The sequence below is a fragment of the Janibacter anophelis NBRC 107843 genome, from assembly GCF_001570945.1.
Taxonomy (GTDB): Bacteria; Actinomycetota; Actinomycetes; order Actinomycetales; family Dermatophilaceae; genus Janibacter; species Janibacter anophelis.
The window spans coordinates 21,300-46,665 of sequence record NZ_BCSQ01000001.1 but is presented as its reverse complement, the minus strand read 5'-3'; the positions used below and the strand labels follow the sequence as shown (position 1 = coordinate 46,665).

General features: G+C 71.8%; 26 protein-coding genes. 20 read left to right on the top strand and 6 right to left on the bottom strand.

The genetic code is table 11. The annotated features are described in order from the left end of the window. Window positions 1-149: 149 nt before the first annotated feature. The 4 genes from dnaK to JAN01S_RS00220 all read left to right on the top strand — a co-directional run bounded on the left by dnaK (window position 150) and on the right by JAN01S_RS00220 (window position 4,284). Window positions 150-2,036, top strand: a complete 1,887-nt coding sequence (gene dnaK, locus JAN01S_RS00235) for a molecular chaperone DnaK (RefSeq protein WP_068311853.1) — start codon at window positions 150-152, stop codon at window positions 2,034-2,036. After that, entirely contained in the window at window positions 2,033-2,701 is a 669-nt protein-coding gene (locus tag JAN01S_RS00230; RefSeq protein WP_068311849.1) for a nucleotide exchange factor GrpE, read from the top strand. Before dnaK ends, JAN01S_RS00230 begins: the two co-directional genes overlap by 4 nt. 24 nt (window positions 2,702-2,725) lie before the next feature. Next, the gene (locus JAN01S_RS00225) at window positions 2,726-3,748 is read left to right on the top strand and encodes a DnaJ C-terminal domain-containing protein (protein ID WP_068311846.1); all 1,023 of its coding nucleotides are present in this window, start codon (window positions 2,726-2,728) and stop codon (window positions 3,746-3,748) included. Between the two features lie 92 nt (window positions 3,749-3,840). Continuing rightward, complete coding sequence (locus JAN01S_RS00220; protein ID WP_068311843.1) at window positions 3,841-4,284, top strand: heat shock protein transcriptional repressor HspR; 444 nt, start codon at window positions 3,841-3,843, stop codon at window positions 4,282-4,284. A gap of 98 nt (window positions 4,285-4,382) precedes the next feature. Here the strand turns inward: JAN01S_RS00220 and JAN01S_RS00215 are convergent, their stop codons facing one another. Next, window positions 4,383-5,222, bottom strand: coding sequence for an SGNH/GDSL hydrolase family protein (locus JAN01S_RS00215; RefSeq protein ID WP_068312133.1), 840 nt, complete (start codon window positions 5,220-5,222; stop codon window positions 4,383-4,385). Between the two features lie 245 nt (window positions 5,223-5,467). Between JAN01S_RS00215 and JAN01S_RS00210 the strand changes: the two genes are divergently transcribed. Continuing rightward, window positions 5,468-5,929, top strand: a complete 462-nt coding sequence (locus tag JAN01S_RS00210) for a hypothetical protein (RefSeq protein WP_157075530.1) — start codon at window positions 5,468-5,470, stop codon at window positions 5,927-5,929. 48 nt (window positions 5,930-5,977) lie between these two features. Further along, window positions 5,978-6,544 carry a TIGR03086 family metal-binding protein gene (locus JAN01S_RS00205; protein WP_068311837.1) on the top strand — a complete coding sequence of 189 codons (567 nt, stop codon included), beginning with the start codon at window positions 5,978-5,980 and terminating at the stop codon, window positions 6,542-6,544. Here the strand turns inward: JAN01S_RS00205 and JAN01S_RS00200 are convergent. Both JAN01S_RS00200 and JAN01S_RS00195 read right to left on the bottom strand, forming a co-directional pair. Then, on the bottom strand, window positions 6,522-7,502 hold the full coding sequence (locus tag JAN01S_RS00200) for an aminotransferase class V-fold PLP-dependent enzyme (RefSeq protein WP_084359865.1): 981 nt from the start codon (window positions 7,500-7,502) through the stop codon (window positions 6,522-6,524). The two genes, JAN01S_RS00205 and JAN01S_RS00200, sit on opposite strands and share 23 nt — an antisense overlap. A 24-nt stretch (window positions 7,503-7,526) precedes the next feature. Further along, a complete protein-coding gene (locus JAN01S_RS00195) occupies window positions 7,527-7,991 on the bottom strand; it encodes an SRPBCC family protein (RefSeq protein WP_068311834.1) in 465 nt (154 codons plus the stop codon). Window positions 7,992-8,053: 62 nt separating this feature from the next. On the opposite strand from JAN01S_RS00195, the gene JAN01S_RS00190 reads away from it, so the two are divergent. The 8 genes from JAN01S_RS00190 (at window position 8,054) to JAN01S_RS00155 (ending at window position 18,578) form a co-directional block, all read left to right on the top strand. Continuing rightward, entirely contained in the window at window positions 8,054-8,326 is a 273-nt protein-coding gene (locus JAN01S_RS00190; RefSeq protein WP_068311831.1) for a ribonuclease E inhibitor RraB, read from the top strand. A gap of 133 nt (window positions 8,327-8,459) precedes the next feature. Beyond that, on the top strand, window positions 8,460-9,959 hold the full coding sequence (locus JAN01S_RS00185) for an LCP family protein (protein WP_068311829.1): 1,500 nt from the start codon (window positions 8,460-8,462) through the stop codon (window positions 9,957-9,959). A gap of 95 nt (window positions 9,960-10,054) precedes the next feature. After that, entirely contained in the window at window positions 10,055-12,622 is a 2,568-nt protein-coding gene (gene clpB / locus JAN01S_RS00180; protein ID WP_068311826.1) for an ATP-dependent chaperone ClpB, read from the top strand. Between the two features lie 101 nt (window positions 12,623-12,723). Next, window positions 12,724-13,755 carry an FAD-dependent monooxygenase gene (locus tag JAN01S_RS00175; protein ID WP_068311823.1) on the top strand — a complete coding sequence of 344 codons (1,032 nt, stop codon included), beginning with the start codon at window positions 12,724-12,726 and terminating at the stop codon, window positions 13,753-13,755. A gap of 10 nt (window positions 13,756-13,765) precedes the next feature. Then, window positions 13,766-14,812, top strand: a complete 1,047-nt coding sequence (locus tag JAN01S_RS00170) for a tetratricopeptide repeat protein (RefSeq protein ID WP_068311820.1) — start codon at window positions 13,766-13,768, stop codon at window positions 14,810-14,812. 36 nt (window positions 14,813-14,848) lie between these two features. Continuing rightward, window positions 14,849-16,144 (top strand): AAA family ATPase, encoded by a 1,296-nt coding sequence (locus JAN01S_RS00165; RefSeq protein WP_068311817.1) that lies wholly within the window; start codon window positions 14,849-14,851, stop codon window positions 16,142-16,144. A 48-nt stretch (window positions 16,145-16,192) separates the two neighbouring features. Continuing rightward, window positions 16,193-16,885 (top strand): LppX_LprAFG lipoprotein, encoded by a 693-nt coding sequence (locus tag JAN01S_RS00160; RefSeq protein WP_084359863.1) that lies wholly within the window; start codon window positions 16,193-16,195, stop codon window positions 16,883-16,885. 1 nt (window position 16,886) lies between these two features. Next, entirely contained in the window at window positions 16,887-18,578 is a 1,692-nt protein-coding gene (locus JAN01S_RS00155) for an MFS transporter (protein ID WP_068311812.1), read from the top strand. Here the strand turns inward: JAN01S_RS00155 and JAN01S_RS00150 are convergent. Both JAN01S_RS00150 and JAN01S_RS00145 read right to left on the bottom strand, forming a co-directional pair. Continuing rightward, window positions 18,540-19,436, bottom strand: coding sequence for an alpha/beta fold hydrolase (locus JAN01S_RS00150; protein WP_068311810.1), 897 nt, complete (start codon window positions 19,434-19,436; stop codon window positions 18,540-18,542). The two genes, JAN01S_RS00155 and JAN01S_RS00150, sit on opposite strands and share 39 nt — an antisense overlap. Beyond that, on the bottom strand, window positions 19,433-20,245 hold the full coding sequence (locus JAN01S_RS00145) for an exodeoxyribonuclease III (RefSeq protein WP_068311808.1): 813 nt from the start codon (window positions 20,243-20,245) through the stop codon (window positions 19,433-19,435). Before JAN01S_RS00145 ends, JAN01S_RS00150 begins: the two co-directional genes overlap by 4 nt. Before the next feature lie 40 nt (window positions 20,246-20,285). On the opposite strand from JAN01S_RS00145, the gene JAN01S_RS00140 reads away from it, so the two are divergent. The 3 genes from JAN01S_RS00140 to JAN01S_RS00130 are packed head-to-tail and all read left to right on the top strand — an operon-like array spanning window position 20,286 to window position 22,266. Then, window positions 20,286-20,738, top strand: coding sequence for an SRPBCC family protein (locus tag JAN01S_RS00140; protein ID WP_068311806.1), 453 nt, complete (start codon window positions 20,286-20,288; stop codon window positions 20,736-20,738). A gap of 5 nt (window positions 20,739-20,743) precedes the next feature. Next, entirely contained in the window at window positions 20,744-21,499 is a 756-nt protein-coding gene (locus JAN01S_RS00135) for a dienelactone hydrolase family protein (protein ID WP_217999973.1), read from the top strand. Then, a complete protein-coding gene (locus JAN01S_RS00130; protein WP_068311802.1) occupies window positions 21,496-22,266 on the top strand; it encodes an SDR family NAD(P)-dependent oxidoreductase in 771 nt (256 codons plus the stop codon). Before JAN01S_RS00135 ends, JAN01S_RS00130 begins: the two co-directional genes overlap by 4 nt. A 43-nt stretch (window positions 22,267-22,309) precedes the next feature. On the opposite strand, the gene JAN01S_RS00125 is transcribed toward JAN01S_RS00130, so the two are convergent. Then, the gene (locus tag JAN01S_RS00125) at window positions 22,310-22,777 is read right to left on the bottom strand and encodes a hemerythrin domain-containing protein (RefSeq protein ID WP_068311800.1); all 468 of its coding nucleotides are present in this window, start codon (window positions 22,775-22,777) and stop codon (window positions 22,310-22,312) included. 124 nt (window positions 22,778-22,901) lie between these two features. On the opposite strand from JAN01S_RS00125, the gene pyrE reads away from it, so the two are divergent. The 3 genes from pyrE to JAN01S_RS00110 all read left to right on the top strand — a co-directional run bounded on the left by pyrE (window position 22,902) and on the right by JAN01S_RS00110 (window position 25,339). After that, entirely contained in the window at window positions 22,902-23,456 is a 555-nt protein-coding gene (pyrE, locus tag JAN01S_RS00120; protein WP_068311798.1) for an orotate phosphoribosyltransferase, read from the top strand. 199 nt (window positions 23,457-23,655) lie between these two features. Next, window positions 23,656-24,522 carry a siderophore-interacting protein gene (locus JAN01S_RS00115; protein WP_068311795.1) on the top strand — a complete coding sequence of 289 codons (867 nt, stop codon included), beginning with the start codon at window positions 23,656-23,658 and terminating at the stop codon, window positions 24,520-24,522. Between the two features lie 25 nt (window positions 24,523-24,547). Then, a complete protein-coding gene (locus JAN01S_RS00110) occupies window positions 24,548-25,339 on the top strand; it encodes an HAD family hydrolase (RefSeq protein ID WP_068311792.1) in 792 nt (263 codons plus the stop codon). The last annotated feature ends 27 nt before the right edge of the window (window positions 25,340-25,366 follow it).

The following is a 25,366-nucleotide window of genomic DNA, read 5'->3' as shown; positions in this document are numbered from 1 at the left end:
AATGAACCACCTTCGCCCGTAGTTGAGCCAAGAGAACTCAACTTTTGGGTCCCGGATTTGCGCAAGCCAGACGGGGTGCCTAGGTTGAGCAGCAGCAACTCAACTTCGGTCGGGGAACCCCTCGGCCACCCGATACAAAGGAGCGCCTCATGGCCCGTGCCGTTGGCATCGACCTCGGAACCACCAACTCTGCTGTCGCCGTCCTCGAGGGTGGCGAGCCCACGATCATCGCGAACGCCGAGGGTGGTCGCACCACCCCGTCCGTCGTCGCCTTTTCCAAGGGCGGCGAGGTCCTCGTCGGCGACATCGCCAAGCGTCAGGCGGTGACCAACGCCGACCGCACCATCCGCTCGGTCAAGCGCCACATGGGCACCGACTGGACGACCGACGACATCGACGGCAAGAAGTACACCGCCCAGGAGATCAGCGCCCGTACGCTGCAGAAGCTCAAGCGCGACGCCGAGTCCTACCTCGGTGAGGACGTCACCGACGCGGTCATCACCGTCCCCGCCTACTTCGACGACGCCGAGCGCCAGGCCACCAAGGAGGCCGGCGAGATCGCGGGCCTCAACGTCCTGCGCATCGTCAACGAGCCGACGGCGGCCGCCCTGGCCTACGGCCTCGACAAGGGCAAGGAGGACGAGCTCATCCTCGTCTTCGACCTCGGTGGTGGCACCTTCGACGTCTCCCTGCTCGAGGTCGGCAAGGACCCCGAGGACGGCTTCTCCACCATCCAGGTCAGCGCGACCTCCGGTGACAACCAGCTCGGTGGCGACGACTGGGACGAGCGCATCGTCGATCACCTCCTGACCCAGGTGAAGAACAACACCGGCGTCGACCTCTCCGGCGACAAGATCGCCATGCAGCGTCTGCGTGACGCGGCGGAGCAGGCGAAGAAGGAGCTCTCCTCCTCGTCGACCACGTCGATCAACCTGCAGTACCTGTCCATGGGCGAGAACGGCCCCATCCACCTCGACGAGTCGCTCTCCCGCGCGAACTTCGAGCAGATGACCAAGGACCTGCTCGACCGGACCAAGACCCCCTTCGAGAACGTCATCAAGGACGCGGGCGTCCAGCTCTCCGACATCGACCACGTGGTCCTCGTCGGTGGCTCCACCCGCATGCCGGCCGTTAGCTCGCTCGTCAAGGAGCTCACCGGCGGCAAGGAGCCCAACAAGGGCGTCAACCCGGACGAGGTCGTCGCGCTCGGCGCGGCCCTGCAGGCCGGTGTCCTCAAGGGCGAGCGCAAGGACGTCCTGCTCATCGACGTCACGCCGCTCTCCCTCGGCATCGAGACCAAGGGTGGCCTCTTCACCAAGCTCATCGAGCGCAACACCGCCATCCCGACGAAGCGCTCCGAGGTCTTCTCCACCGCCGAGGACAACCAGCCCTCCGTGCTGATCCAGGTCTTCCAGGGTGAGCGCGAGATCGCGCAGCAGAACAAGAACCTCGGCACCTTCGAGCTCTCCGGCATCGCGCCGGCGCCGCGCGGCGTGCCGCAGATCGAGGTCACCTTCGACATCGACGCCAACGGCATCGTCCACGTCACCGCCAAGGACCGTGGCACCGGCCAGGAGCAGAAGATCACCATCTCCGGCGGCTCCGCGCTGTCGAAGGAGGAGATCGAGCGCATGGTCAAGGAGGCCGAGGCGCACGCCGACGAGGACAAGAAGCGTCGCGAGGAGACCGAGGCCCGCAACAACGGCGAGAACCTCGTCTACTCCACCGAGAAGTTCCTCTCCGAGTCCGGCGACAAGCTGACCGACGAGCAGCGCAAGCCCGTCGACGACGCGCTCGCCGACCTCAAGGAGGCGCTCAAGCCCGAGTCCGAGGCCAGCGTCGAGGACATCACCAAGAAGGTCGACACCCTCAACGAGGAGTCGCAGAAGATGGGCGCCGCCCTCTACGCGGCCTCCGCGGAGCAGGGCGAGGGCGCGGCCCCCGGCGGCGACGCCGGCGCCGAGCAGCCCGCCCCCGAGGGTGACGACGACATCGTCGACGCCGAGGTCGTCGACGACGACGAGGAGAAGAAGTGACCGACCCCAACCAGCCGATCGACCCCGACGTGAGTGCGCAGTCCGCTGGCGCGACGTCGGGTGCCGAGGAGCAGGTCGTCGAGGCCGAGGTGGTCGACGAGGCCGCAGCCGACGCTGCGCCCGAGTCGGCCACCCCGGCGGACGGGGCCACCGGCGCCGACGGGGCCACCCCGGCCCCGGGCGAAGGGGAGGCCGCCGGCGACGCCGAGGCACACCCCGACACGGCCCGCGCCGACCAGCTCCAGGACGACTACCTGCGCCTGCAGGCCGAGTACGTCAACTACAAGCGGCGCGTCGACCGGGACCTCCCGGTGCACAAGGAGCGCGCAGTCCACGACCTGCTCGAGTCGCTCCTGCCGGTCCTCGACGAGATCCACCTCGCCGAGCAGCACGGCGACCTGCCGGAGGGCAGCCCCTTCCGGGCGATCGCCGACAAGCTCGAGCAGGTCCTCACCAAGCAGGGCCTGGAGCGCGTGGGCGTCAAGGGCGAGGCCTTCGACCCCAACGTGCACGAGGCCCTCATGCACGGCGCGTGGGATGCCTCCGACCCGGAGCTGCCGAGCGACGCGACGGCCACGACGGTCGTCACCGTGCTCCAGCCCGGCTACCGCGCCGGCGAGCGCGTTCTGCGCGCCGCCCGCGTCGCGGTCGCCGACCCGCAGTAACCCCACTACCCGAGAGGAGGAGACATGGCCAGTCAGGACTGGTTGGACAAGGACTTCTACGCGGTCCTGGGCGTCGCCAAGGACGCTGATACCGCGGAGATCAAGAAGGCCTACCGCAAGCTCGCCAAGCAGTACCACCCCGACCGCAACGTCGGGGACGACGCCGCCGAGCAGAAGTTCAAGGACGTCGGTGAGGCGCACGCCGTGCTCTCCGACCCCGAGCAGCGTCGTGAGTACGACGCCATCCGCTCGATGACCGGCGGCGGTGCACGCTTCACCGCCGGCGGTCCGGGCGGGGGCGCGGGCTTCGAGGACATCTTCTCCGCCTTCGGCGGAGGTGGGGGTGGCTCCCGGATGCGCTACAGCACCGGCGGCGGCTCTCCCTTCGCCGGGGGTGGGGCGGGTGAGCCCGACCTCGAGGACATCCTGTCGATGTTCGGCGGTGGCGCCGGGGCCGGCTTCGGCGGGCAGGGTGCGGGCTTCCGCGCCCCGGGGGGCCCGGTCAAGGGCCAGGACCTCACCGCCCGCACCGAGCTGTCCTTCCGCGACGCCGTCGAAGGGCGGACGATCTCGCTGAGCGTCAACGGCGAAAAGGTCAACGCCAAGATCCCTGCCGGCGTCAAGGACGGGCAAAAGATCCGCCTGCGCGGCAAGGGCGCTCACGGCGACCAAGGCGGGCCCCGCGGTGACCTCATCCTCACCGTGTCGGTCGGCAAGCACCCGGTCTACGGCCGCGACGGCAACAACCTCACCCTCGACCTGCCGGTGACCTTCGCCGAGGCTGCCCTCGGTGCCACGGTCGCCGTGCCGACCCTCGACGGGTCGCAGGTCAAGGTGCGCGTAGCGCCGGGCACCCCGAGTGGCCGCGTGCTGCGGCTCAAGGGCCGCGGCATCGCGACGAAGGGGGCGACCGGCGACCTGCTCGCCAAGGTCCAGATCATCGTGCCGACCGAGCTCAGCCGGGCCGAGCGCGAGGCCGTCGAGGTCCTGCGCGATGCCCGCACCGACGACCCGCGTGCCGCGTTGGTCGCCGCCGCGAGCGCCTGAGCGCGACACTGATGGCGAGCCGGTGGCGACGGAGATGACGAAGGCGCCGTCTTGAGGCGCGACGAAGGAGCCTCGAAAGGGAGGTGGGCCCGATGACCCGGATCTCAGGACTGAGCGGTGACGACCGCACGCCTGTCTTCGTCATCTCCGTGGCCGCCGAGCTCGCCGGCATGCACGCGCAGACCCTGCGGCAGTACGACCGCATCGGTCTCGTCACCCCCTCACGCACCCGAGGGGGCGGCCGGCGCTACAGCGCCGCCGACGTCACCCGGCTGCGCGAGGTGCAGCGCCTCTCCCAGGAGGAGGGGGTCTCGCTCGGGGCGATCCAGCGGATCTTCGACCTCGAGCACCAGGTCGAGGCCCTGCGCGCCCGGGTCGCCGAGCTCGACGACGAGCTGGACGCCGCGCGTGAGGAGCTCGGCCGCGGGCGGCGCTTCTTCGCCGTCGGCTCGCAGGGCGAGATCGTCGCGCTGCGCCACGGCCAGCGCCCCGACCGCAGCGGCGAGCAGGCGCTCGTCGTGTGGCAGCCGCGCTGATCCCCCTTCGTCCGACGTCTCCACGGTGGAGGTAGCAACGGCCCTCCCAAGAGGCTGTTCATACCTCGATCCGGGTGGCTGGGGGATGCGGAGCGGGCTCAGACCCGCTCGAGCACCTCGCCCCAGGCGCGCAGGCGTCGCTCGACCGCGGCCTGCTCCGCGGCCAGGCGCTTCATGCCGTCCCGGGGATGGATCGGCTCGGGCCACTTGGGGCGGGTGGTGTCCCCTTCGTACTCGCCGCGCATGCGCCGCCGCACGAGCGGGACGACCTCGTCGCGGACGAACTCCGCCTCGTTGCGCAGCGCGTGGCGCCAGCCGGGGGCGTCCGGGGGCATGAGGTCGCTCAGCTTGAGCGTGTGCGGTACCTCGAGCGTCTCGGCGACGACGGCGGCCATCCGCTTGTGCCCCGGACGCGACATGTGGATGCGGTCGAGCGCCCACAGCCCCTTGGCGTCGAACTCGCGCATCGCGTCGTGGTCGATGAGGGTCACGTCGTGGCTCGCCGCGAGGTCGCGGATCGCGTCGTTGAACGCGCCGACCCGACGCGCCAGCGGCTTGAGCAGGCCGGTCGCGCGGGGCACGAAGGTCGTGAAGACGATGACGTGCGCGCCCGAGTCGACGAGTCTCAGGAGGGCCTGCTCGTAGCGCTCGGCGATGCCGTCGACGTCCGCGCGCAGGGCGAGCAGGTCGTTGCCACCGGCGCTGAAGGAGATGTGCGTCGGACCCAGCGCCAGTGCGGGCTCGAGCTGGTCGCTGACGACCTGGTCGAGGAACTTGCTGCGGATCGCGAAGTTCGCGTAGCGCCACGTCGGGTCGGCGCGCCCCAGTTGTCGGGCGAAGCGGTCCGCCCAGCCGCGAACCTGGTTGGGGTAGTGCAGGTTCGGGTCGCCCACGCCCTCGGTGAAGGAGTCGCCGACGGCGACGAAGAGCCCGCTCATGTCGAGCACATGCTCGCCGGGGGACACGGCACGATCAAGGGGGCGTGGGCCCCCTTCGCCAAGTCGCCGCCGGGAGTTCACCCGCAGGACGAAGGGGGGAGGTCCGGTCCGGTCCCCCACGGGTCAGCGAGGAGCGCTTCCGATGGACAACGGATGCGCGGTCCACCACCCTCGAGGCGAGGCCTGCCGCGGAATGTCGTGGCGCAAGGCCTCAGGTATGCCAGGTGCGTGGTGAAGGAGTCCTCGTGAGGAAGGCCGTGAACCTCTACCGGTCGACGGAGGGGATCGCCGTGGAGTCCACCTCGATGCTCGCCGGGGGCGGCCGAGTGGCGGACGGCTGGACGCAGGTCGTCGGGAGCGACGAGGCGACAGCCGAGCGGGTGGGTGAAGCCGTGCTCGCCGGGATCGAGCGCTCCGGCGCCATCGGGGTGGAGGCTCTGCCGCCTCTCGGCGGGACGGAGGCGACGCCGGGGTCGCGGGCTCTTGGCTTCGAGACGGAGAACGCCATGCTGGCCGCAGGCGTCGCGTCCGTGGCCGTCGGACTGAAGGGCTCCCGCTGGAAGGTCACCCCGATGCGCAATGAGGGAGCGGGTCGCGGCTTCGCCAGTCACCCTGATGCATCTCCCGTGAGCCACGACGGTGAGTGGTCGGCGGCCGACCTCGGTGCCGCTGCCCTGTCCGCGCTCGACTCCGCTGCCGGCTCCTGACCCGTGTGGGGCGTGGCGGCTGTCGGAGGGCACTGGCAGGCTGGGGCCATGCCGCTGCCTCGTGACGCCGCCTCCGTCTTCGACCGCAAGAACACCCCGCTGATGCGACTGGTCGATGCCACCGACCCGCAGGCGCTCGAGGGGGCGAGCCCGTGCGAGGGCTGGTCCGGCCTCGACGTCCTCCAGCACCTCATCGACACCCAGCGGGACTTCCTGCTCAAGGCGGGCGCCGACCTGCCGGACCCGGCGCCGACGATCGCTGCGCTCGGCCCGGCGACGGCGTGGCGCACCCACGCGGAGGCCGTGGCCCGGCAGCTCGCCGACGACACCTTCGGCGAGCGGCCCTACGAGACCCCCTTCGGCACGACGACCGTGGGGGACGCCTTCGACCAGTTCTACGGCTTCGACCTGATCGTCCACCGCTGGGACGTCGGTCGGGCGGCAGGTGTGCCGGTCGAGTTCTCGCAGACCGAGCTCGACCAGGTCGAGGCGGCGATCGAGGGCTTCGGCGACGGGATCCGTGGCGAGGGCGTCTGCGGCCCCGCGGTCGAGGTCGGCCCGGACGCCTCCCGCCAGGACCGGGCCCTGGCCCTCACCGGCCGCGACCCCCGCTGACCCGCTCGGCCGCACCACGCCCACCCGGCCCAACCACCCACTGACCGCGCATTTCCCCGGGGAAATGCACAGTCTCGATGTCAAGAGACTGCATTGCCGTGGGGCAATGCGACGTCCCGGGCCCAAGAACGCGCATTTCCCCGGGGAAATGCGCGTCCACCCCGGCCAGCAACTCGTAGGGGAGCGTCCCGAGCTCGAAGCGCTCCGGGACCGCATCCGTCGACGGCAGCAACTTGTCCGGGTGCAGGGTCTCCAGCAGCGCGGGATCGGCGGCCAGCGCCGCGCAGTGCGGGCCGAAGAACTTGTACGGCGAGCACACGAAGAAGTCCGCACCGAGCGCGGTGACGTCGATGTGCGAGTGCGCGGTGAGGTGCACCCCGTCGACGTGCACGAGGGCCCCGACCGCATGGGCCCGCGCCGCGATCCGGGCCACCGGCGGCATCGTGCCGAGCAGGTTGGACGCGCCGGTCACCGCGACCAGGCGGGTGCGCTCGGTGACGACCTCGTCCAGCGCGTCGAGGTCGAGCTCCGCTGTCGCCGGGTCCAGGCGCAGCCACCGGACGGTGGCCCCGACGTTCGCCGCGGCCTGCACCCACGGACGCACGTTGCAGTCGTGGTCGAGCTCGGTGACGACGACCTCGTCACCCGGGCCCCACCCCTTCGCCAGTGTCCGGGAGAGGTCATAGGTGAGCTGGGTGGCGCTGCGGCCGTGCACGATCCCCTCCGGCGCGGTGCCGAGCAGGTCGGCCATCGCGGAGCGGAACCCCGCGATGGCCGCCTCGGCGTTGCGTTCGCTCGCCACGGAGGTGCCGCGGTTGGACAGCGGCCCGGTGAGCGTGGCGGCGATCGCCGCGCCGACCTCGGCCGGCGTCTGGGTGCCGCCGGGCCCGTCGAAGTGGGCGATGCCGGAGGTCAGCGAAGGGAAGCGGGCACGCAGCGCGGCGACGTCGAGGGACATGCGCCGATCATGCCGCCTCTGTCGTCAACTGCTCACGGCGGCCGCGAGCCGACCGAGCGTCTCCTCGAGCTGCTCCTGCGTGACGAGCGGGAAGCCGACCTTGTCGAGCAGCGCCTTGTCGGTCACGCGGCTCCAGTCGTAGGTGTGGGTGACGAGCGTGCTGTCCGGGCCCTGCGGCTCCAGCTCCCACAGCCACTCCCAGCCGGGCGGCTCGGTGCCGGCGGGCGCCGTCTTCCACCCGACCATCTTGTTGGTGTCATAGGCGGTGACGTGGTTGTCGGTCTGGTAGTCGCCGCCCATGTGGTCGCCGGTCATGTTCATCGTGAACACGTCGCCGACGGCCTGGATGCGGTCGGTCTTCTCATCGGAGCGGACGAAGCCGGAGCCGTCGAGCTCCGCGTGCCGCTCGGGATTGGTGAGCACCTCGAAGACGTCCTTGGCGGGCGCGTCGATGGTGCGCTGGACAACGATCTGCTGATCCTGTGCCATCCCTCGACGACACCACGGGTCGACGCTGTTGTCCACCCCCACACCCGTGACAAGGTGGTGGCATGTCCGATCACCTGATGGTCTTCCCGGACCGCGACGACGCCGACCGCATCGCCGATGACCTGCGCGACGAGGGCTTCACCGAGGTCCGCGTCGTGCGCGAGGCCCTCGCAGGTGAGGACGACGGCGAGGACCACGAGTGGGCGGTCCACGTCCGCGAGGAGATGGTCGCCGACGAGTCCGGAGCGGTGGAGCAGGGCCTGCGCGAGCGCTTCGCGGCACTCGCCGAGGAGCACGACGGGTGGTACGACCCGGAGCCCTCTCCGCGGGACTGAACGACCCGCAGCCGACCCGAGTTCCTCCCTTCGGCGGGTTGCAGTCCGGGGTCACTTTTGTGTCACGATGTCGTGAATACGAGCCCAGGGATGCCGCACGTCCACGGGTCCCCGATGACGAAGGTTGGCACCTGTGGGCCAGAGCGAGACCACCGAGGGCAGTCGTGCTCTCGGACAGCGTGGGCTCAACGCCCGGCGCAAGTCACGCCAGAGCCGCCGGTACTACTCCCTGACGGCCGCGAGCACCGTCCTGCCGGGCCTGGGTCTGATCCCGACCCGACGCCGCACCGGCATCGCGATCCTGGCCGGCTTCGTCCTCACCGTGCTCGTCGGGCTCGGGTGGGCCCTGGCGAAGGGAGTGACCTCCTCGGTCATCAGCGTCGGCGTCAGTCGTCGGGCCCTGATGGTCCTCATCCCGGTCCTCGTGGTCGGCGCGATCATCTGGATCTGGGGGATCGTCACGACCGCCCGCGACAACATGCCCGAGGGCACCCGGGGTCGGCCCAAGGTGGCCATGGTCGTCTTCGCCGCGCTGGCCTCCCTGCTGATCTTCGCCCCCGCCGCCCAGTCCGTGCGCTACGCCGTGATCCAGCGCTCGCTCATCGGCAACGTCTTCGACAACCTGCGGCCCGATGGTGCCGCCGCCCCGGGTGAGGGCGACGACCCGTGGGCCGAGACCGACCGGGTCAACATCATGCTTGTCGGCTCGGACGCCGGTCAGGACCGCGACGGCATCCGGCCCGACGCGCTCATGGTGGCGAGCATCGACCCGCAGACGGGCGAGACGGTCCTCTTCGGCATCCCCCGCAACCTGCAGAACATCCCCTTCTCCCCGGAGAATCCGCTGTCGCAGAAGTTCCCCGACGGATACAACTGCGGCGACCAGTGCCTCATGGAGTACGTCTGGACCCTCGGCCGCGACAACGCCGACCTCTTCCCGCCGGACGTCAACCCGGGCCTCGTCGCCACTCGCGATGCGGCCTCGCAGATCCTCGGGCTGAAGATCGACTACACGACGGTCGTCAACCTCGAGGGCTTCACCCAGCTCGTCGACGCCATGGGCGGCGTGACCGTCGACGTCAAGGAGCGGGTGTGCATCGGCTGCAAGATCGAGGGCGGTGTCGTCGTGGGCACGACCGGCTGGATCGAGCCCGGCGTGCAGGAGCTCGACGGTTATCGGGCCCTCTGGTACTCCCGCTCCCGGGCCGGCTCGGCGGACGGTGACTTCTCCCGGATGCGGCGCCAGCGCTGCATGGTCGGCGCGCTGCTCAACCAGGTCAACCCGACGTCGATGCTCATGCGCTACCCCGCGCTGGCCGCGACCCTCGAGGACAACGTGACCGTCGACATCCCGGAGCAGGACCTCGAGGCGTGGGCCGACCTCGTGCTGCGCATCCAGAAGGGCGGCTCGATCAAGTCGCTGCCCCTGACCAACAAGAACATCGACGTCAACCGGCCGGACTACGACAAGATCCACGAGATGGTCCAGGAGGCCATCAACCCGCCGAAGCCGACCCCGAAGCCGACCCCCTCGACGTCGAAGACCACCACGTCGACGACGACCACGACCCCGCCGACCTCGACGACCACGACGAACGGCGACGAGCTGAGCGACATCACCGCCAGCTGCTGACCAGTCCTCCACGACCCAGGGTTGAGCGGAATAGACTCAACTCTGACGAGGTTGATCCGAGCAGACGATCACCCGTGACCTCGTGGAGGAGATCCATGGACTTCAAGCCGACCACCAAGGTGGCCGAGGCGCTTGCCCTGGCCCAGCGTTCCGCCCAGACCGAGGGTCACCCCGAGGTCACCCCCGCGCACCTCGTGAGTGCGCTCGTGCAGCTCGACACCCCGCAGTGCGACACCCTCCTGCAGGCCGCCGGCACCGGCGCGTCGCACGTGCTCGCCCAGGCGGACGCCAAGGTGGCGTCGCTGCCCACCACGAGCGGTGCGGCATCGCCCCCTTCGCTCGGTCGTGAGCTGCTCGCCGTCCTGCAGCAGGCGGACACCCTCATGCGGGCGAAGGGGGACGAGTACCTCGCCCTCGACCTGCTCCTCGTCGCGCTCGCCGAGACCGGCCACCTCGCCGCGGTCGAGCAGCGAGGCGCGAAGGACATGGAGGCCAAGGTCGACGAGCTGCGTGCCGGCCGCAAGGTGACCTCCGAGACGCCCGCCGACGGCGGTGAGGCGCTCGAGCAGTACGGCACCGACCTCACGGCGGCCGCGCGCGAGGGCCGTCTTGACCCCGTCATCGGTCGTGACGCCGAGATCCGTCGCGTCGTGCAGGTCCTCTCCCGTCGCACGAAGAACAACCCGGTCCTCATCGGCGAGCCCGGCGTCGGCAAGACCGCCGTCGTCGAGGGGCTGGCCCAGCGCATCGTCTCCGGCGACGTGCCGGAGTCCCTGCGCGACAAGCGCCTCGTGAGCCTCGACCTCGGCGCGATGGTCGCCGGCGCCAAGTACCGCGGTGAGTTCGAGGAACGGCTCAAGGCCGTGCTCGAGGAGATCAAGGCGAGCGAAGGGGAGGTCGTCACCTTCATCGACGAGCTCCACACGGTCGTCGGGGCCGGCGCCTCCGGCGACGGCGCGATGGACGCCGGCAACATGCTCAAGCCGATGCTCGCCCGCGGCGAGCTGCGGCTGGTCGGCGCGACGACGCTCGACGAGTTCCGCGAGCACATCGAGAAGGACCCGGCGCTGGAGCGCCGGTTCCAGCAGGTCTTCGTCGGGGAGCCGAGCGTCGAGGACTCCATCGCGATCCTGCGCGGCCTCAAGGAGCGCTACGAGGCGCACCACAAGGTCGCCATCGAGGACTCCGCGCTCGTCGCCGCCGCGGCGCTGTCCGACCGGTACATCACCGGGCGGCAGCTGCCCGACAAGGCGATTGACCTCGTCGACGAGGCCGCGTCCCGGCTGCGGATGGAGATCGACTCCAGCCCCGTCGAGATCGACCAGCTCCAGCGTGCCGTCGACCGGCTGAAGATGGAGGAGCTGCACCTGGCCAAGGAGACCGACGAGGCCTCCATCGAGCGCCTGGAGCGCCTGCGCAAGGACCTCGCGGACAAGTCCGAGGAGCTCGCCGGGCTGACGGCGCGGTGGGAGTCGGAGAAGACCGGCCTCAACGCCGTCGGTGAGCTCAAGGCGCGGCTGGACGACCTGCGCACGCAGGCCGACCGGCTGCAGCGCGACGGTGACTACGAGGGTGCCTCGCGGCTGCTCTACGGGGAGATCCCGGCGCTCGAGGCGGAGCTGGCGCAGGCCAGCGAGGCCGAGGCGGCCAGGGGCGACGAGGACCTCATGGTCAAGGAGCGCGTCGGAGCCGACGACATCGCCGAGGTCATCTCGGCGTGGACGGGCATCCCGGCCGGGCGCCTGCTGCAGGGCGAGTCGGAAAAGCTGCTGAGCATGGAGTCGATCATCGGCTCGCGGCTCATCGGCCAGACCGATGCCGTCCGCGCGGTCTCGGACGCGGTGCGGCGCTCGCGGGCCGGCATCGCGGACCCCAACCGGCCGACCGGGTCCTTCCTCTTCCTCGGGCCGACCGGTGTCGGCAAGACCGAGCTGGCGAAGTCGCTGGCGGACTTCCTCTTCGACGACGAGCGCGCGATGGTGCGCATCGACATGTCGGAGTACGCCGAGCGGCACGCGGTCGCGCGCCTCATCGGTGCCCCGCCCGGCTACGTCGGGTACGAGGAGGGCGGTCAGCTCACCGAGGCCGTGCGTCGACGCCCGTACTCGGTCGTCCTGCTCGACGAGGTGGAGAAGGCGCACCCCGAGACCTTCGACATCCTGCTGCAGGTCCTCGACGACGGTCGCCTGACCGACGGCCAGGGCCGCACGGTCGACTTCCGCAATGTCATCCTCGTGATGACCTCCAACCTCGGCAGCCAGTTCCTCACCGACCCGCTGCTCGAGGGCGAGGCACGGCGCGAGGCCGTCATGGGCGTCGTGCGGCAGGCCTTCAAGCCCGAGTTCCTCAACCGTCTCGACGAGATCGTCATCTTCGACGCGCTCGACCGCGACGAGCTCGGCCACATCGTCGAGCTGCAGGTGCGCGAGCTGGCCACCCGCCTGTCCGACCGGCGGATCGACCTCGAGGTCACCCCGGCCGCACGCGAGTGGCTCGCCGAGACCGGGTACGACCCGGCCTATGGTGCCCGGCCGCTGCGTCGCCTGGTGCAGAAGGAGATCGGTGACCGCCTGGCCACCGGCCTGCTGTCGGGCGAGGTGCGTGACGGGTCGACCGTCGTCGTGGACCGCGATGACGAGGGCGCCGGACTGATCCTGCGCTGACGCATGTGCCCGAGGGGGACTCCTGGAGCATCTGGCGGTCGAATCCGCCACGAATTGCTCCAGGAGTCCCTTTTGTACACAGGGGTCGATACCGTCGAGGCGTGCGGACCCGTGAACACGTCCTGATCGTTGGCGGCGGCATCGCTGGACTGGCTCTCGCCGCCCATCTCGGCCGCAGCACCCGGGTCACCCTCGTCGAGGAGCGCCCGGAGCGCGCCGGGGCGGGCACGGTCCTCGCGCTGTGGCGCGGCGGCCGTGACGCCCTCGACACCATCGGCGTGGGGGAGCGGGTCCGGGCCACCGCGCTGCCCGTCGAAGGGGGAGGGCTGCGCTCCGCGGACGGGCGGGACCTGGTGGGGCTGCGCGACCGCGACCAACGGCTGTGGTTCACCCCGCGTCCCGACCTCGTGGCGGCGCTCGAGGCCGCGGTGCCCCCTTCGGTCACCCGCCTGACCCGCCTCGTCACCGATCCCCGCGCCCTCGCCGCGGAGGTCGGCGCGGACCTCGTCGTCGGGGCCGACGGAGTTCGCTCGGCCGTGCGGCAGCACACCTTCGAGGGCAGCGCGCCGGTCATCACCGACTGGATCGCCCTGCGCGGACACCGCCCCGGCCCGCTGGTGCGCACCGCAACCGAGTGGTGGGGACCCGGAGGCCTCTTCGGCGTGACGCCCGGGCCGCGGGGCGCTGCCTGGTTCTGCGCCGTGCGCGCCGACCACCGCGACGCGCCCCTCGAGCGGGACGAGGCGCTCGCCCTCGCGCGCGGGCACTTCGGCGACTGGGACCCGCGCGTCGGAGAGGTCCTCGCGGCCGTCGGCGACGAAGCCGACGTCCAGCGCATCCTCGTCGCCCCCCGCCTGCCGAGCTATGCCGACGACGGTGTCGTCCTCATCGGTGACGCCGCCCACGCCACGAGCCCCAACGTCGGCCGCGGCGCCAACGAGGCCCTCGAGGACGCCGTCGTCCTCGCCGACCTCATCCACCGCCGTGGGACGAAGGGGGCGCCCCTCGCCTTCAGCAGGCGCCGCCGCGTCCGCGGCCGGACCCTGCAGCTTGCCGGCGCCGCCGGCCTTCAGGTGGCGACGACGCGTCGCGGTGCCCGACTGCGCGACACCGCACTGCGCCTCGTGCCCTAGTCTCTGGCGCGTGGACCCCCACCAGCTCGACGTCGCCCGCGAACGCGTCCGCCTGCACCTGTCCCAGGGCCGCCACGACGCGGCGATGCACGAGGTCGAGCAAGCCCTCGCGAGTGCGCCCGACGACCCGGAGCTGCAGCGGCTGCGCGCCGTCACCCTCCTCGACTCCGGTCGCGCCCAGCAGGCGCTCGAGGCCCTCAACCACGCCCTCGCCACCGAGCCCGAGGACCCGACGCTCCATCTGCTCGCGTCGATGGCGCTCACCCGGCTGGGTCACCACGGCGACGCGGTGGCCGCCGCGTCGGAGTCCGCGCGGCTGGCCCCCTTCGAGCCCGAACCCCACCGCCAGCTCGCCCGGGCCCACGCCGCCTCCGGGCCTCTCGGCTCCGCTCCGGCCCGCGCGGCCGCAGCGCGCGCCCTGGAGCTCGCGCCGCGCGAGGCCGACAGCCACCTGGCGATGGTGGACGCGATCTTCCCCGACGGCGCCCGGCCCGGCCGCCGCGACCGTGAGGTCGCCGAGCACCACGTGCGGCAGGCGCTCGACCTCGAGCCCGAGTCCCCGGCGGCGCTCAACGAGCTGGCCCGCATCCAGATGGCCGGGCGTCGCTCCGCGCAGGCCGCCGGCACCCTCTCCCGGGCCGTCGCCGGCTCGCCGCAGGAGCAGCTCTTCCACCACAACATGGACGTGGCGCTGGCCAACAACGTCGTCATGGCGCACTGGGCGCTCTTCCTCGCCGTCTTCGTCATCATCCGCGTGGACGTGCTCTCGGAGCGCACGCAGATGGCGGTCATCGCGGGGATCGCGATCCTCGCCCTCGGCTTCATCGTGGGCCGCCTGCTCACCCAGGTGCGTCAGTCGCGGATGGCGTACCTGCGCGGCTTCGCCCGTCGGCAGACCCTCATCGCGGTGTGGGCGGTGCTGCTGGGCCTGAGCGTCCTGTCCTTCGTGCTCGGCGCGCTCACCGGGCTCACCGCGTTCCTCGGGTTGGGCATCGCCGGCCTCTTCCTCGGCGCGGTCCTGTCGTGGGTCGCGTGGTTCCGCAACCGGAAGTCCTGACCGGCCCGTGTCCCGCTGGTGATGGAGGATGGACCCATGAGCGACCTCATCGACTCACTCACCCGCGCCGTCGAGGCCAGCCCGCAGGACCTGCCGCTGCGCCTCCACCTCGCCCAGATGCTCGTCGACGCGGGCCGGGGCGATCAGGCCGTGACGCACTGCGCCACCGTCCTGCAGCAGGACCCGGGCAACAGCACCGCGCGCGACCTGATGACGCGCGCGCTGGGCGGACCGCCGCAGGCATCCGCCGCGCCCCAGGCCGCCGCGCCGCCGGCGCCGTCCGCCCAGCCGGCACCCCCTTCGCCCGCGCCGCCGCCCCCGACCGGGGCGACGGATCCGACCGAGACCGGCGACCACGACGGGTTCGACTGGAGCGCAGCCGAGGGCCAGCTCGGCGACGTCTCCCCGCGGCCGATGTTCGTCGACGGTGACCCGCACGCCTCCGAGGTCGCCGCCCACGACCTGGAGCGCCCCGGCATCACCCTCGCCGACGTCGGCGGGATGCAGGAGGTCAAGGCGCGGCTCGACGCGGCCTTCCTCGCCCCCCTTCGCAACCCGGAGCTGCGGCGGGCCTACGGCAAGTCGCTCAAGGGCGGCATCCTGCTCTACGGGCCGCCCGGCTGCGGCAAGACCTTCGTCGGTCGGGCGCTGGCCGGCGAGCTCGGTGCCGGCTTCGTCAACGTCGGCATCAGCGACGTGCTCGACATGTACACGGGTCGGTCCGAGCGCAACATCACGGAGGTCTTCGAGTTCGCCCGTTCGCACGCGCCGACCGTCATCTTCCTCGACGAGCTCGACGCGATCGGAGCGAAGCGCGCGACGATGCACAACAGCGGCATGCGCACGGTCGTCAACCAGCTGCTCATGGAGATGGACGGCGTCGAGGCCGACAACGAGGGCGTCTTCGTCGTCGGAGCGACCAACCAGCCGTGGGACGTCGACCCGGCGCTGCGCCGCCCCGGGCGCCTGGACCGCACCCTCTTCGTCTCGCCGCCGGACGAGGAGGCGCGAGCCGCGATCTTCCGCCACCACCTGGCCGACCGGCCCGTCGAGGGCATCGACGTCGCCTGGCTCGCGCGCAAGTCCGCCGGCCTGTCCGGCGCCGACATCGCCCACGTCTGCGAGACGGCCACCGAGTTCGCCCTCATGGAGGGTGCCCGCTCGGGCACGATGCGTTACATCGGCATGGCCGACCTCAAGCGTTCGCTCGGCGAGGTGCGCCCGTCGACCGGGCCGTGGTTCACCTCGGCGAAGAATGTCGTCGAGTTCGCCAACGTCGACGGCGCCTACGACGAGCTGCGGGACTGGATGCGCCGCAACAAGGTGCGCTGACCCACATCGTCCCGGCTCCCGGGCCACCCCCGCGTTAGGTTGACCGTCATGCGACGACGTTCCCTACTTGCCGCCGTGCCGCTGGCACTCACCCTCGTGGCCGGGTGCTCGGCCTTCGAGGAGGCCGCCCCGCCGGACGAGGCCCTCGAGACGGCGCGCACCGCCTTTGTCGACGCCGGCACGGTCGGCTTCGACCTCAAGCAGTCGGCGATCCCCAAGGGGCGCAACGGCGTCAGCGCCGCCAACGGCTCCGGCATCATCGACGAGGCCACCCCGAAGTTCCAGGGCCAGGTCACCGGCGTCATCGACGGCAACTCGGCCGGCGTCGAGATCATCGCGATCGACGAGGACACGTGGATGTCCTTCTTCACCAAGGACTTCAACCCCGTCGACATGGCCGACCTCGGTGCGCCCAACCCCGCCGAGTTCTTCCGCGTCGGCAGCGGCGTCGACCAGATCATTGCCAGCACGACCGACGCGGCCGAGGGCGAGCGCACCCGCAGCGGCGACACCGTGCTGCAGGAGTACACCGGCCAGGTCCCCGCGACCGAGATCGAGCGGTTGTTCAACCTCGGCAAGGGCGCCGACGCCTTCGACGTCACCTACGGCATCGAGCCCGACAGCGGGCAGCTGCGCTCGGTCGAGATCACCGGGGACTTCTACGAGGAGGCGGAGACGACCTTCACCCTCGACATCAAGGACTACGGCAAGACCGTCGAGATCACGAAGCCCTCGTCCTGACGTGACGACGCCCGTCACCGGGGCCGGCCCCCGGACCCTGCTCGCGCTCGCCTCGACCGCGGTGGCGCTCGCGGCGGCGGACACCTACGTCGTCGTCCTCGCGCTCACCGACATGATGAGTGGCGTCGGCCTCGGCCTGGACAACCTCCAGCGCGCCGCCCCGATCATCTCCGGGTTCCTCCTCGGCTACATCGCCGTGCTGCCCCTCATCGGGCGCCTCGCCGACGTCGTCTCCCGATCGCGCATCCTGCTCGGCTGCCTCGCGATCTTCGTCATCGGCTCCGGCGTCACCGCCCTGGCCGTCGACCTCGACGTCCTCGTCGCCGGTCGCGTCGTCCAGGGCGTCGGCGGTGGCGGGTTGGTGCCCGCCACGCTCGCGCTCGTCGCGGACCTGTGGCCCCCGGGACGAAGGGGGATGCCACTCGGCATCGTCGGCGCCGTCCAGGAGATCGGCTCGGTCCTCGGTCCGCTGCTCGGAGCCGCCGTCCTCGTCGTCGCCGACTGGCGGGCGATCTTCTGGCTCAACGTCGTCCTCGGCATCCTGCTCGCGCTCGCCATCGGGTTCGTGACGCGGGGGAGCGAGGAGCGTGGCCGACCGCGGATCCTCACGTGGGTGCTGGGGGTGGTCACCGTCGGCCTGCTCTGGTTGACGCTCGCGGCGCCCCCTTCTCTCGCGACGGATGTCTACCTCGGCCTGCCCTTCGTCCCCTTCGCCGGGGACAGCCGGGTGCTCACGCCCATCGGGCTCGTCACCGCCCTGCTCGCCCTCGCGCTCGCGGCCCTGACCGTCCGTCGGTGGTGGCCGCCGCTGCGGGAGAGCGACGTGCCCGGGGCACTCCTGCTCGGCACGGCCCTCGGGTGCGTCGTGCTGACCTTCAGCTCCGCCGACCCCGAGACCGAGGTCGTCGGGCCGCTCGGGTACGCCCTGCTGCCCGTGGCGCTCGTCGCGGCGATCGCCTACGTGTGGCGGCACCGCACGGCCGCGTCACCGCTCGTGCCGCGCGGCACCGTGCGGGGCCGCACCCCGTGGGCCCTGCTCGTCTCGCTGCTCGTCGGCGTCGCGCTCGTCGCGGTCGTCGTCGACGTCCCACTCTTTTCCCGGCTGACGACGTCGGGCTCGCAGACCGACGCGGCGATGGAGCTGGTGAAGTTCCTCGTCGCCGTGCCCGTCGGCGCGCTCCTCGGTGGCTGGATCCTGCGCTGGGTCGGCGACGGGCTCTCAGCGGGCGTGGGACTGGTCCTCGCCTCCGGTGGCCTGCTCGCGATGTCCGGCTGGGACCGCGGCTCGCTCGACGAGCTCTCTTCGACGGTCACGCTCGCCCTCGTCGGCCTCGGGCTCGGCATGGCGCTCGCGCCGGTCAACGACGCGGCCCTGGCCGACTCGCCGCAGCACGCGCACGGCACCGCGTCGAGCCTCGTCATCGTGGCCCGCATGGTCGGCATGGTCGTCGGCCTCGCGCTGCTCACCGGCGTCGGCCTGCACCGGTACTACCAGGCCGTCGAGGCGCTGCCGCGCGAGCAGCAGACCGACGGGCAGGCGCTGCTCGACGCCGCCCTGCTGCAGGTGCACACCGTCTTCGTCGGCGCGGCCGGGGCCGCGCTCGTCGGCGCGGTGCTCTCCCTGGTCTTCCTCGGCATCCGCCGCCGGGAGGGGTCAGGCTCGCTGGCTCGCGGGTTCGGCGTCGAGGAGTAGCTCGATCTTGTCGGCGACGAGGCGGCTCGCCTCGTAGGTGATCATGTGCCCGACGCCGGGCACGGTCCAAAAGGTCGCGCCCGGGATGAGCGCCGCCAGCCGGCGGCCGGCCGAGACGGGCGTGAGCCGGTCGCGCCGGCCCGTGAGGACCACCGTGCGGACCTCGGCGAAGGGAGCGAGGGCCTCGCGCAGGTCGAGCCCCATGATCGCCCGGTACCAGTCCGCGACGACATTGGCCCGGGTACGGCTCGTCTGGCGCATCGTCGCCCGCACGGCCTCCGGGTCGGGGTCGTCCCCGAAGAGGTTGGCGGCGGTCAGCCGGGCCGTGGTCGGCAGCCCGGGGAAGGATGCGGGGGCCTTGGCCAGGAGGCTCATGACGGCCACCTCGCCGGGGATGCCGCGGCGCCCCGGCAGGTGGGCGGCGGTGCCGACGAGCGCGACGCCGCGCACCCGCTCACGCACCAGGTCGGGCGCGACGTCGCCGAACGCCATGACGGTCATGCCGCCCATCGAGTGGCCGGCGAGGACGATCTCGCCCTCGGGGACCAGCTCGGCGACGACCTCGCGCATCGCCACGCCGAGGTCGAGCAGGGAGACGTCACGGTCGCGGCCGGGTGACGACTGACCGTGGCCCGGCTGGTCGTAGGTGATGACGCGCAGGTCGGGGCGGCGCTCCTGCAGGTCGACGACCACCGGGTCCCAGACCTCGTGGGTGCCGCACCAGCCGTGGGCGAGGACGAGGGTCGGCCCCTGCGGTGAGCCGCTGGGCGCGGGGTGGTCGTGCGCGACGACGAGGGCGCCGTCAGGCGTGGAGACGGTACGGCGTTCTCCCGGACCCGGGTGGGCGATGGGGCTCACAGGTTGGTCCTCGCGTCCCCTGCGTCGCCGTCGAGACCGACGATGACCGGTGCGTGGTCGCTCGCCCCCTTGCCCTTGCGCTCCTCGCGGTCGATCGAGGCGCCGGTGACGCGCTCGGCGAAGGCCGCCGACCCGAGGACGAAGTCGATGCGCATGCCGCGCCGCTTGGGGAAGGCGAGCTGCTGGTAGTCCCAGTAGGTGTAGGTGCCGGGCCCGGGGGTGTGCGGGCGCACGACGTCGACGAAGCCCGACTCGAGGAAGGCGTTGAAGGCCGCGCGCTCCGGCGGGGAGACGTGCGTCTTGTCCGCGAAGTACTCCATCGACCACACGTCCTCGTCCTGGGGCGCGACATTCCAGTCACCGCACAGGGCGGTCGGGGTGCCGTCGGCAGACCACTCGACCGCGCGCTGGCGCAGCTGCTCGAGCCACGCGAGCTTGTAGGCCATGTGCGGGTCGTCGAGGGTGCGCCCGTTGGGGACGTAGAGCGACCACACGCGCACGCCGCCGCACGTGGCGCCGATCGAGCGGGCCTCCGGCGCGATCGGGTCGCCGAACCCCGGGTCCCCGTCGAAGCCGATCGCCACGTCCTCCAGCCCCACCCGGGAGAGGATCGCCACGCCGTTCCACTGGTTGATCCCGTGGTGGGCCACCTCGTACCCGAGGGCGGTGAAACGGTCGAAGGGGAACTGCTCCTCCTTCGCCTTGGTCTCCTGGATGGCGAGCACGTCGACGTCGCTGCGCTGCAGCCAGGCCTCGACGCGGTCGACGCGGGAGCGGATGGAGTTGACGTTCCAGGTCGCGATACGCACGCCGCCACCCTAGCCACCGCCACCTGCGACGATGTGACCCATGGCCGACTTCGAGATGTCCCGCTCCGCGCACGTCGACGCGGACCCGGCGACCGTCAAGGCGCTCATCGACGACTTCCGGCAGTGGCCGCAGTGGTCGCCCTGGGAGGGCGCCGACCCCGATCTGCGGCGCACCTACAGCGGCACGCAGAGCGGCGTCGGGTCGGTCTACGAGTGGTCCGGCAACAAGCAGGCGGGCGAAGGGCGGATGGAGATCGTCAGGTCCACTCCCGATGCCGTGGTCGTGGACCTGAGATTCCTCAAGCCCTTCAAGGCCACCAATGTCACGCGCTTCGATCTCGTGGCGCGGGACGGCGGCACCGACGTCACGTGGACGATGACCGGCACCCGCAGCGCGATCATGGGCCTGGCGGGCAGGCTCTTCTTCGACAAGGCGATCGGGAAGGACTTCGACAAGGGACTGGCCGCGCTCAAGGCTGCGGCAGAAGGGTGATGGCCATGCGGGACCTCATCGAGATCGAGGCCGGCGAGGGCGTCGCCGAGGCGCTCGTCGCCCGACCGGACGGCGACGGCACCCACCCGGGGGTGCTGCTGTGGATGGACGCGATCGGGCTGCGCGCCCAGATCGAGCAGATGGCCGATCGCATCGCCTCGTGGGGCTACGTCGTGCTCGCACCCAACACCTTCTACCGACTCGGCACGGCCGCGGAGATGCGGCCGCCGGCCGGTGCCGACCTGCGCGACCCCGACCAGCGGGCCGCCTACGGCAAGCTGAGCATGCCCCGGGTCGCGACGCTGACCCGGGAGGCCACGGAGGCGGACGTCGCCCCCTTCGTCGCTGCGCTGCGCGCCCTGCCCGGTGTCGCCGACGGACCCATCGGGACCACGGGGTACTGCATGGGCGCCAAGCACGCGACCCGCGCCGCGTGCGTCGACCCGACGATCGCGGCGTGCGGCGGTTTCCACGGCGCACACGTCGCGAGCGACCAGCCCGACAGCCCCCACCTGCGGCTCGGCAGCGCCCGCGCGGCCTTCGTCTACGGGCACGCCGACAACGACCCGACGATGCCGGTCGAGATGGCCGAGCGGCTCGACGCGGCGCTCGCCGAGCACGGCCTGCAGGCGCGCACCGCGATCTACCCCGACGCACCGCACGGGTTCACGATGGCCGACACCTCGAGCTACCAGGAGGCGGGGGCCGAGCGGCACTTCACCGAGCTGCGCGAGCTCTTCGACCGGGTGCTCGGCGCGTGAGCACGGCCCTGGTCACCGGCGCGACCGCCGGCATCGGGCGCGAGTTCGCCGTCCAGCTGGCCGCGCAGGGCAAGGACCTCGTCATCGTCGCCCGCGACACCGCGCGACTGGAGGCGCTCGCCGCCGAGCTGACCACCGCCCACGGCGTCGCCGTCGAGGTGCTGCCGGCCGACCTGTGCGACCGCGCCCAGCTCGAGCGGGTCGCCGAGCGGCTGCGCGACGAGTCGCGACCCGTGGATCTGCTCGTCAACAACGCGGGCTACGGGCTGGGCTCTCCCTTCGTCGACACGGACGTCGCGGACGAGGAGCGCCTGCTCGACGTGCTCGTGCGCGCGGTGCTCGTGCTCAGCCATGCCGCCGCGCGCTCGATGACCGCGCGCGGGCACGGGCGGATCATCAACGTCTCGTCCGTCGCCGGTCACCTGACGAGCGGGACCTATGCGGCGGCCAAGGCCTGGGTGACGACCTTCACCGAGTCGATCGCGGCCCAGCTGGCACCGCAGGGCGTGCGAGCCACGGCGCTCCTGCCCGGCTTCGTGCGCACCGAGTTCCACGCGCGCGCCGGGATCGACCAGGGGGAGCGGTCGGGGCCGTTCTGGCTCGACGCGACCGACCTCGTGCGCGAGGCGCTCGCCGACTCCGAGCGCGGGCGGGTCGTGTCCGTGCCCAGCCCGCAGTACAAGGCGCTGGTCGCCGCCCTTCGTCATCTGCCGCGGGGGCTCCTGCGCAACCCGCGCGTCAGCGGCCTGCACCGCAAGCGCACCTGACCGCCGTCCCCGAAACCGCGCATCTCCCCGGGGAGATGCGCGCTCAGAGAGGGCCGAGGGCGTCGGCCGGGTGGACCTCGAGACGCACCGTCTCGAGGACCTCGAGCAGAGCGCGCTCCTCGAAGCGGAAGTGCGACTCCATGATCGCCCCGAGCCCCTCGAGGTGGGCGTGCACGCGCTCGGCGGGCTCGTCGCGATCGAGCGCGGTCTCGAGCCCGGTGATGAGGTAACTCATCATCGAGTGGTCCTGCGTCAGCTTGCGCAGGGTCTCCTCGAGCTCGGGGTTCGCCGCGGCGACGGCAGGGAAGAGGTGCCGGTCCTCCCCTTCGTGATGGCGGGTCAGGGCGGTGCAGAAGCCACGACACCAGACCACCAGGTCGCGGGCCGAAGGGGGATCAGCGCCCCCGGCGATCGCGGAGCGCACGAGGTCCAGGGCCTCGCGCAGACGGGCGTGAACCGCCCGCATCTCGTGTGCCCGGGCGATGAGCCTGGTGTGCTCGCCCTCAGTCACGGGAGGGCGAAGGGTGGGAAGCGTGCATCACGCGTCCTCCTCGCGGTTCGGCGCCTCCATGCCTGACACGGTCTGCCACCGGCACGCGACGCTGCGCCCAACGCTAGTCCATAGACTCGGGGCCGTGACTGACATCGCTGCCGACCGCGCCCGCCTGCTCGAGATCGTCAAGGACAAGGCCATCGTCCACGGACGGGTGACCCTCTCCTCCGGCAAGGAGGCCGACTACTACGTCGACCTGCGCCGCATCACCCTCGACGGCGAGGCCTCCCCGCTCGTCGGCCGGGTCATGCTCGACCTCGTCGCGGACCTCGACTTCGACGCCGTCGGTGGGCTGACGCTCGGCGCGGACCCGGTCGCGACCTCGATGCTCCACGCCACGGCGGCGAAGGGGGAGCGTCTGGACGCCTTCGTCGTGCGCAAGGCGGGCAAGGCGCACGGGTTGCAGCAGCGCATCGAGGGCCCGTCGATCGAGGGCCGGCGCGTGCTCATCGTCGAGGACACCTCCACGACCGGCAACTCGCCGCTCGAGGCGGCCAATGCCGCCCGTGAGGCGGGCGCCGAGGTCGTCGCCGTCGCGACGATCGCCGACCGCGCGACCGGTGCGGCGGAGAAGTTCGCCGAGGCGGGCCTGGAGTACCGCCACGTCTTCGGGCTCGAGGAGCTCGGGCTCGCCTGAGCGGGACCCTCCACGCTCCGGACCGCGCATCTCCCCGGGGAAATGCGCGGTCTGACGTGCCGGGGCGCGCATTGCCCTACGGCAATGCAGAGTCTTGACGTCGAGAGAGTGCATCGCCGTAGGGCAATGCAGAGCAGGGTAGGTTAGGGTCTCCTAAGTCAGGCGGTACCGCTTGGCCCGCCCCGGTCACAGGAGAGTCATGAAGATCGCCGAGCTCAAGGATCGCGTCGTCCTCGGCGCCGCCCGCGCCTACGCCCGCCGGACAATGGCCGACTACACGGAGCGCCCGGAGGAGTCGCAGTTCGAGGTCACGGTGACCCGGGTCGTCGCGCTCAACTCCGTCATGCGGCGGATCACGCTCAACGCCCCCGAGTTCGCCGGCTACACCCTGCTCGGCCCGGATGAGTACTTCGGTCTGCTCATGCCCGGCCCCGACGGGCAGCTGCACCTGCCCGACCCGGAGCGCCCCAATGTGCGCGCGGCGATCAGCGAGATGCCGGAGGACGAGCAGCCCGGCCTGCGCTGGTACACCGTGCGCGAGCTGCGTGCCGACGCGCAGGAGCTCGACGTCGACATCGTCACCCACGGCGACTCCGGCCCCGGCTCGGCCTGGGCCACCATGGCGAAGGTCGGTGACATCGCCGCCTTCCGCTCCGGGGGAGCGCTCTACTCCCGCTTCGGCGACGCCCGGCAGCTCATCGTCGCCGACGAGACCGCGGTGCCGGCGCTGCTCGCGATCCTCGAGGAGCGCGAGCGCCGTGGCCTGCCCGGGCTCGGCGCAGGCATCGAGGCGCACGTCGAGGTCCCCTCGACCGAGGTGCTCGGCGGGCTCGACCTGCCGGCGGAGGTGGCCGTGCACGTGCGCGGCGCTGACGACCCCGGCACGGCGGTGCTGCCGGCCCTCGTCGCGTCGCCCGCGTCGACCGCCGACCTCGACTACGCGTGGCTCTGCGGCGAGTCGGGGCTGGCGACCTCCCTGCGTCGTCATCTCGTCCAGCAGGTCGGCATGGACAAGCGCGACATCACCTTTTCGGGGTACTGGAAGCTGGGCGCTGCCCGCGGCTGACCGCCCGCCCGATAGCGTTTCGACCATGGAGCCGCACCTCGTCGCCCTGGATGTCGACGGCACGATCCTCACCCACGACGGCCAGTTGCGACCGGCCACCCGGGACGCGGTCCGCGCGGTCGCCGACGCCGGCCACCACGTCGTCATCTCCACCGGACGCTCCGCCGTCGCCACCCTCCCCGTGCTCGAGATGCTCGACCTCACCCACGGCTGGGCGGTCTGCTCCAACGGGGCGGTGACGCTCGAGCTGAGTCCCGACGAGCCCGGGGGCCACCGCGTCGCCGAGACGGTGACCTTCGACCCGCGGGAGGCGCTCACCCTCGTCATGGAGCACGCGCCGCACATCCTCGTCGCGGTCGAGCAGGTGGGCGTGGGGTTCAAGGTCGCCCGGCCCTACCCCGAGGGCGTGCTGCAGGGCGAGCAGGTCGTCGTCCCCTTCGAGGAGCTCGTGAGCGGGCCGACGACCCGCGTGACCTTCCATGACCCGGAGGGCGCGAGCGAGGACTTCCTCGAGCTCGTCGAGCGGATCGGCCTGCACGGCGTCAGCTACGCGGTCGGCTACACCGCGTGGCTCGACCTGGCCCCCGAGGGCGTGTCGAAGGGGTCGGCCCTGGAGCTCGTGCGCCGCCGCCTGGCCGTCGAGCCGCACCTGACCTTCGCCGCCGGCGACCAGCGCAATGACCTCGAGATGCTCCGCTGGGCCGCGCGTGGGGTCGCGATGGGCGACGCGCCGCCTGAGGTCGTCGCGGCCGCGGACGAGCAGACGGGCACCGTCCACGAGGACGGGCTGGCCGCCGCCCTTCGCCCCTACCTCTGAGGTGCTCGCGCGGGGCATCATTGCTCC

Bases quoted from the DNA above. Each gene is read 5' to 3' on its own strand.
- JAN01S_RS00200 (WP_084359865.1), bottom strand. From the start codon at position 7,502: ATGTCCCTCGACGTCGCCGCGCTGCGTGCCCGCTTCCCTTCGCTGACC.
- clpB (WP_068311826.1), top strand. From the start codon at position 10,055: ATGGACTTCAAGCCGACCACCAAGGTGGCCGAGGCGCTTGCCCTGGCC.
- dnaK (WP_068311853.1), top strand. From the start codon at position 150: ATGGCCCGTGCCGTTGGCATCGACCTCGGAACCACCAACTCTGCTGTC.
- JAN01S_RS00205 (WP_068311837.1), top strand. From the start codon at position 5,978: ATGCCGCTGCCTCGTGACGCCGCCTCCGTCTTCGACCGCAAGAACACC.
- JAN01S_RS00220 (WP_068311843.1), top strand. From the start codon at position 3,841: ATGACCCGGATCTCAGGACTGAGCGGTGACGACCGCACGCCTGTCTTC.
- JAN01S_RS00165 (WP_068311817.1), top strand. From the start codon at position 14,849: ATGAGCGACCTCATCGACTCACTCACCCGCGCCGTCGAGGCCAGCCCG.
- JAN01S_RS00190 (WP_068311831.1), top strand. From the start codon at position 8,054: ATGTCCGATCACCTGATGGTCTTCCCGGACCGCGACGACGCCGACCGC.
- JAN01S_RS00215 (WP_068312133.1), bottom strand. From the start codon at position 5,222: ATGAGCGGGCTCTTCGTCGCCGTCGGCGACTCCTTCACCGAGGGCGTG.
- JAN01S_RS00195 (WP_068311834.1), bottom strand. From the start codon at position 7,991: ATGGCACAGGATCAGCAGATCGTTGTCCAGCGCACCATCGACGCGCCC.
- JAN01S_RS00225 (WP_068311846.1), top strand. From the start codon at position 2,726: ATGGCCAGTCAGGACTGGTTGGACAAGGACTTCTACGCGGTCCTGGGC.
- JAN01S_RS00140 (WP_068311806.1), top strand. From the start codon at position 20,286: ATGGCCGACTTCGAGATGTCCCGCTCCGCGCACGTCGACGCGGACCCG.
- JAN01S_RS00110 (WP_068311792.1), top strand. From the start codon at position 24,548: ATGGAGCCGCACCTCGTCGCCCTGGATGTCGACGGCACGATCCTCACC.
- JAN01S_RS00160 (WP_084359863.1), top strand. From the start codon at position 16,193: ATGCGACGACGTTCCCTACTTGCCGCCGTGCCGCTGGCACTCACCCTC.
- JAN01S_RS00135 (WP_217999973.1), top strand. From the start codon at position 20,744: ATGCGGGACCTCATCGAGATCGAGGCCGGCGAGGGCGTCGCCGAGGCG.
- JAN01S_RS00115 (WP_068311795.1), top strand. From the start codon at position 23,656: ATGAAGATCGCCGAGCTCAAGGATCGCGTCGTCCTCGGCGCCGCCCGC.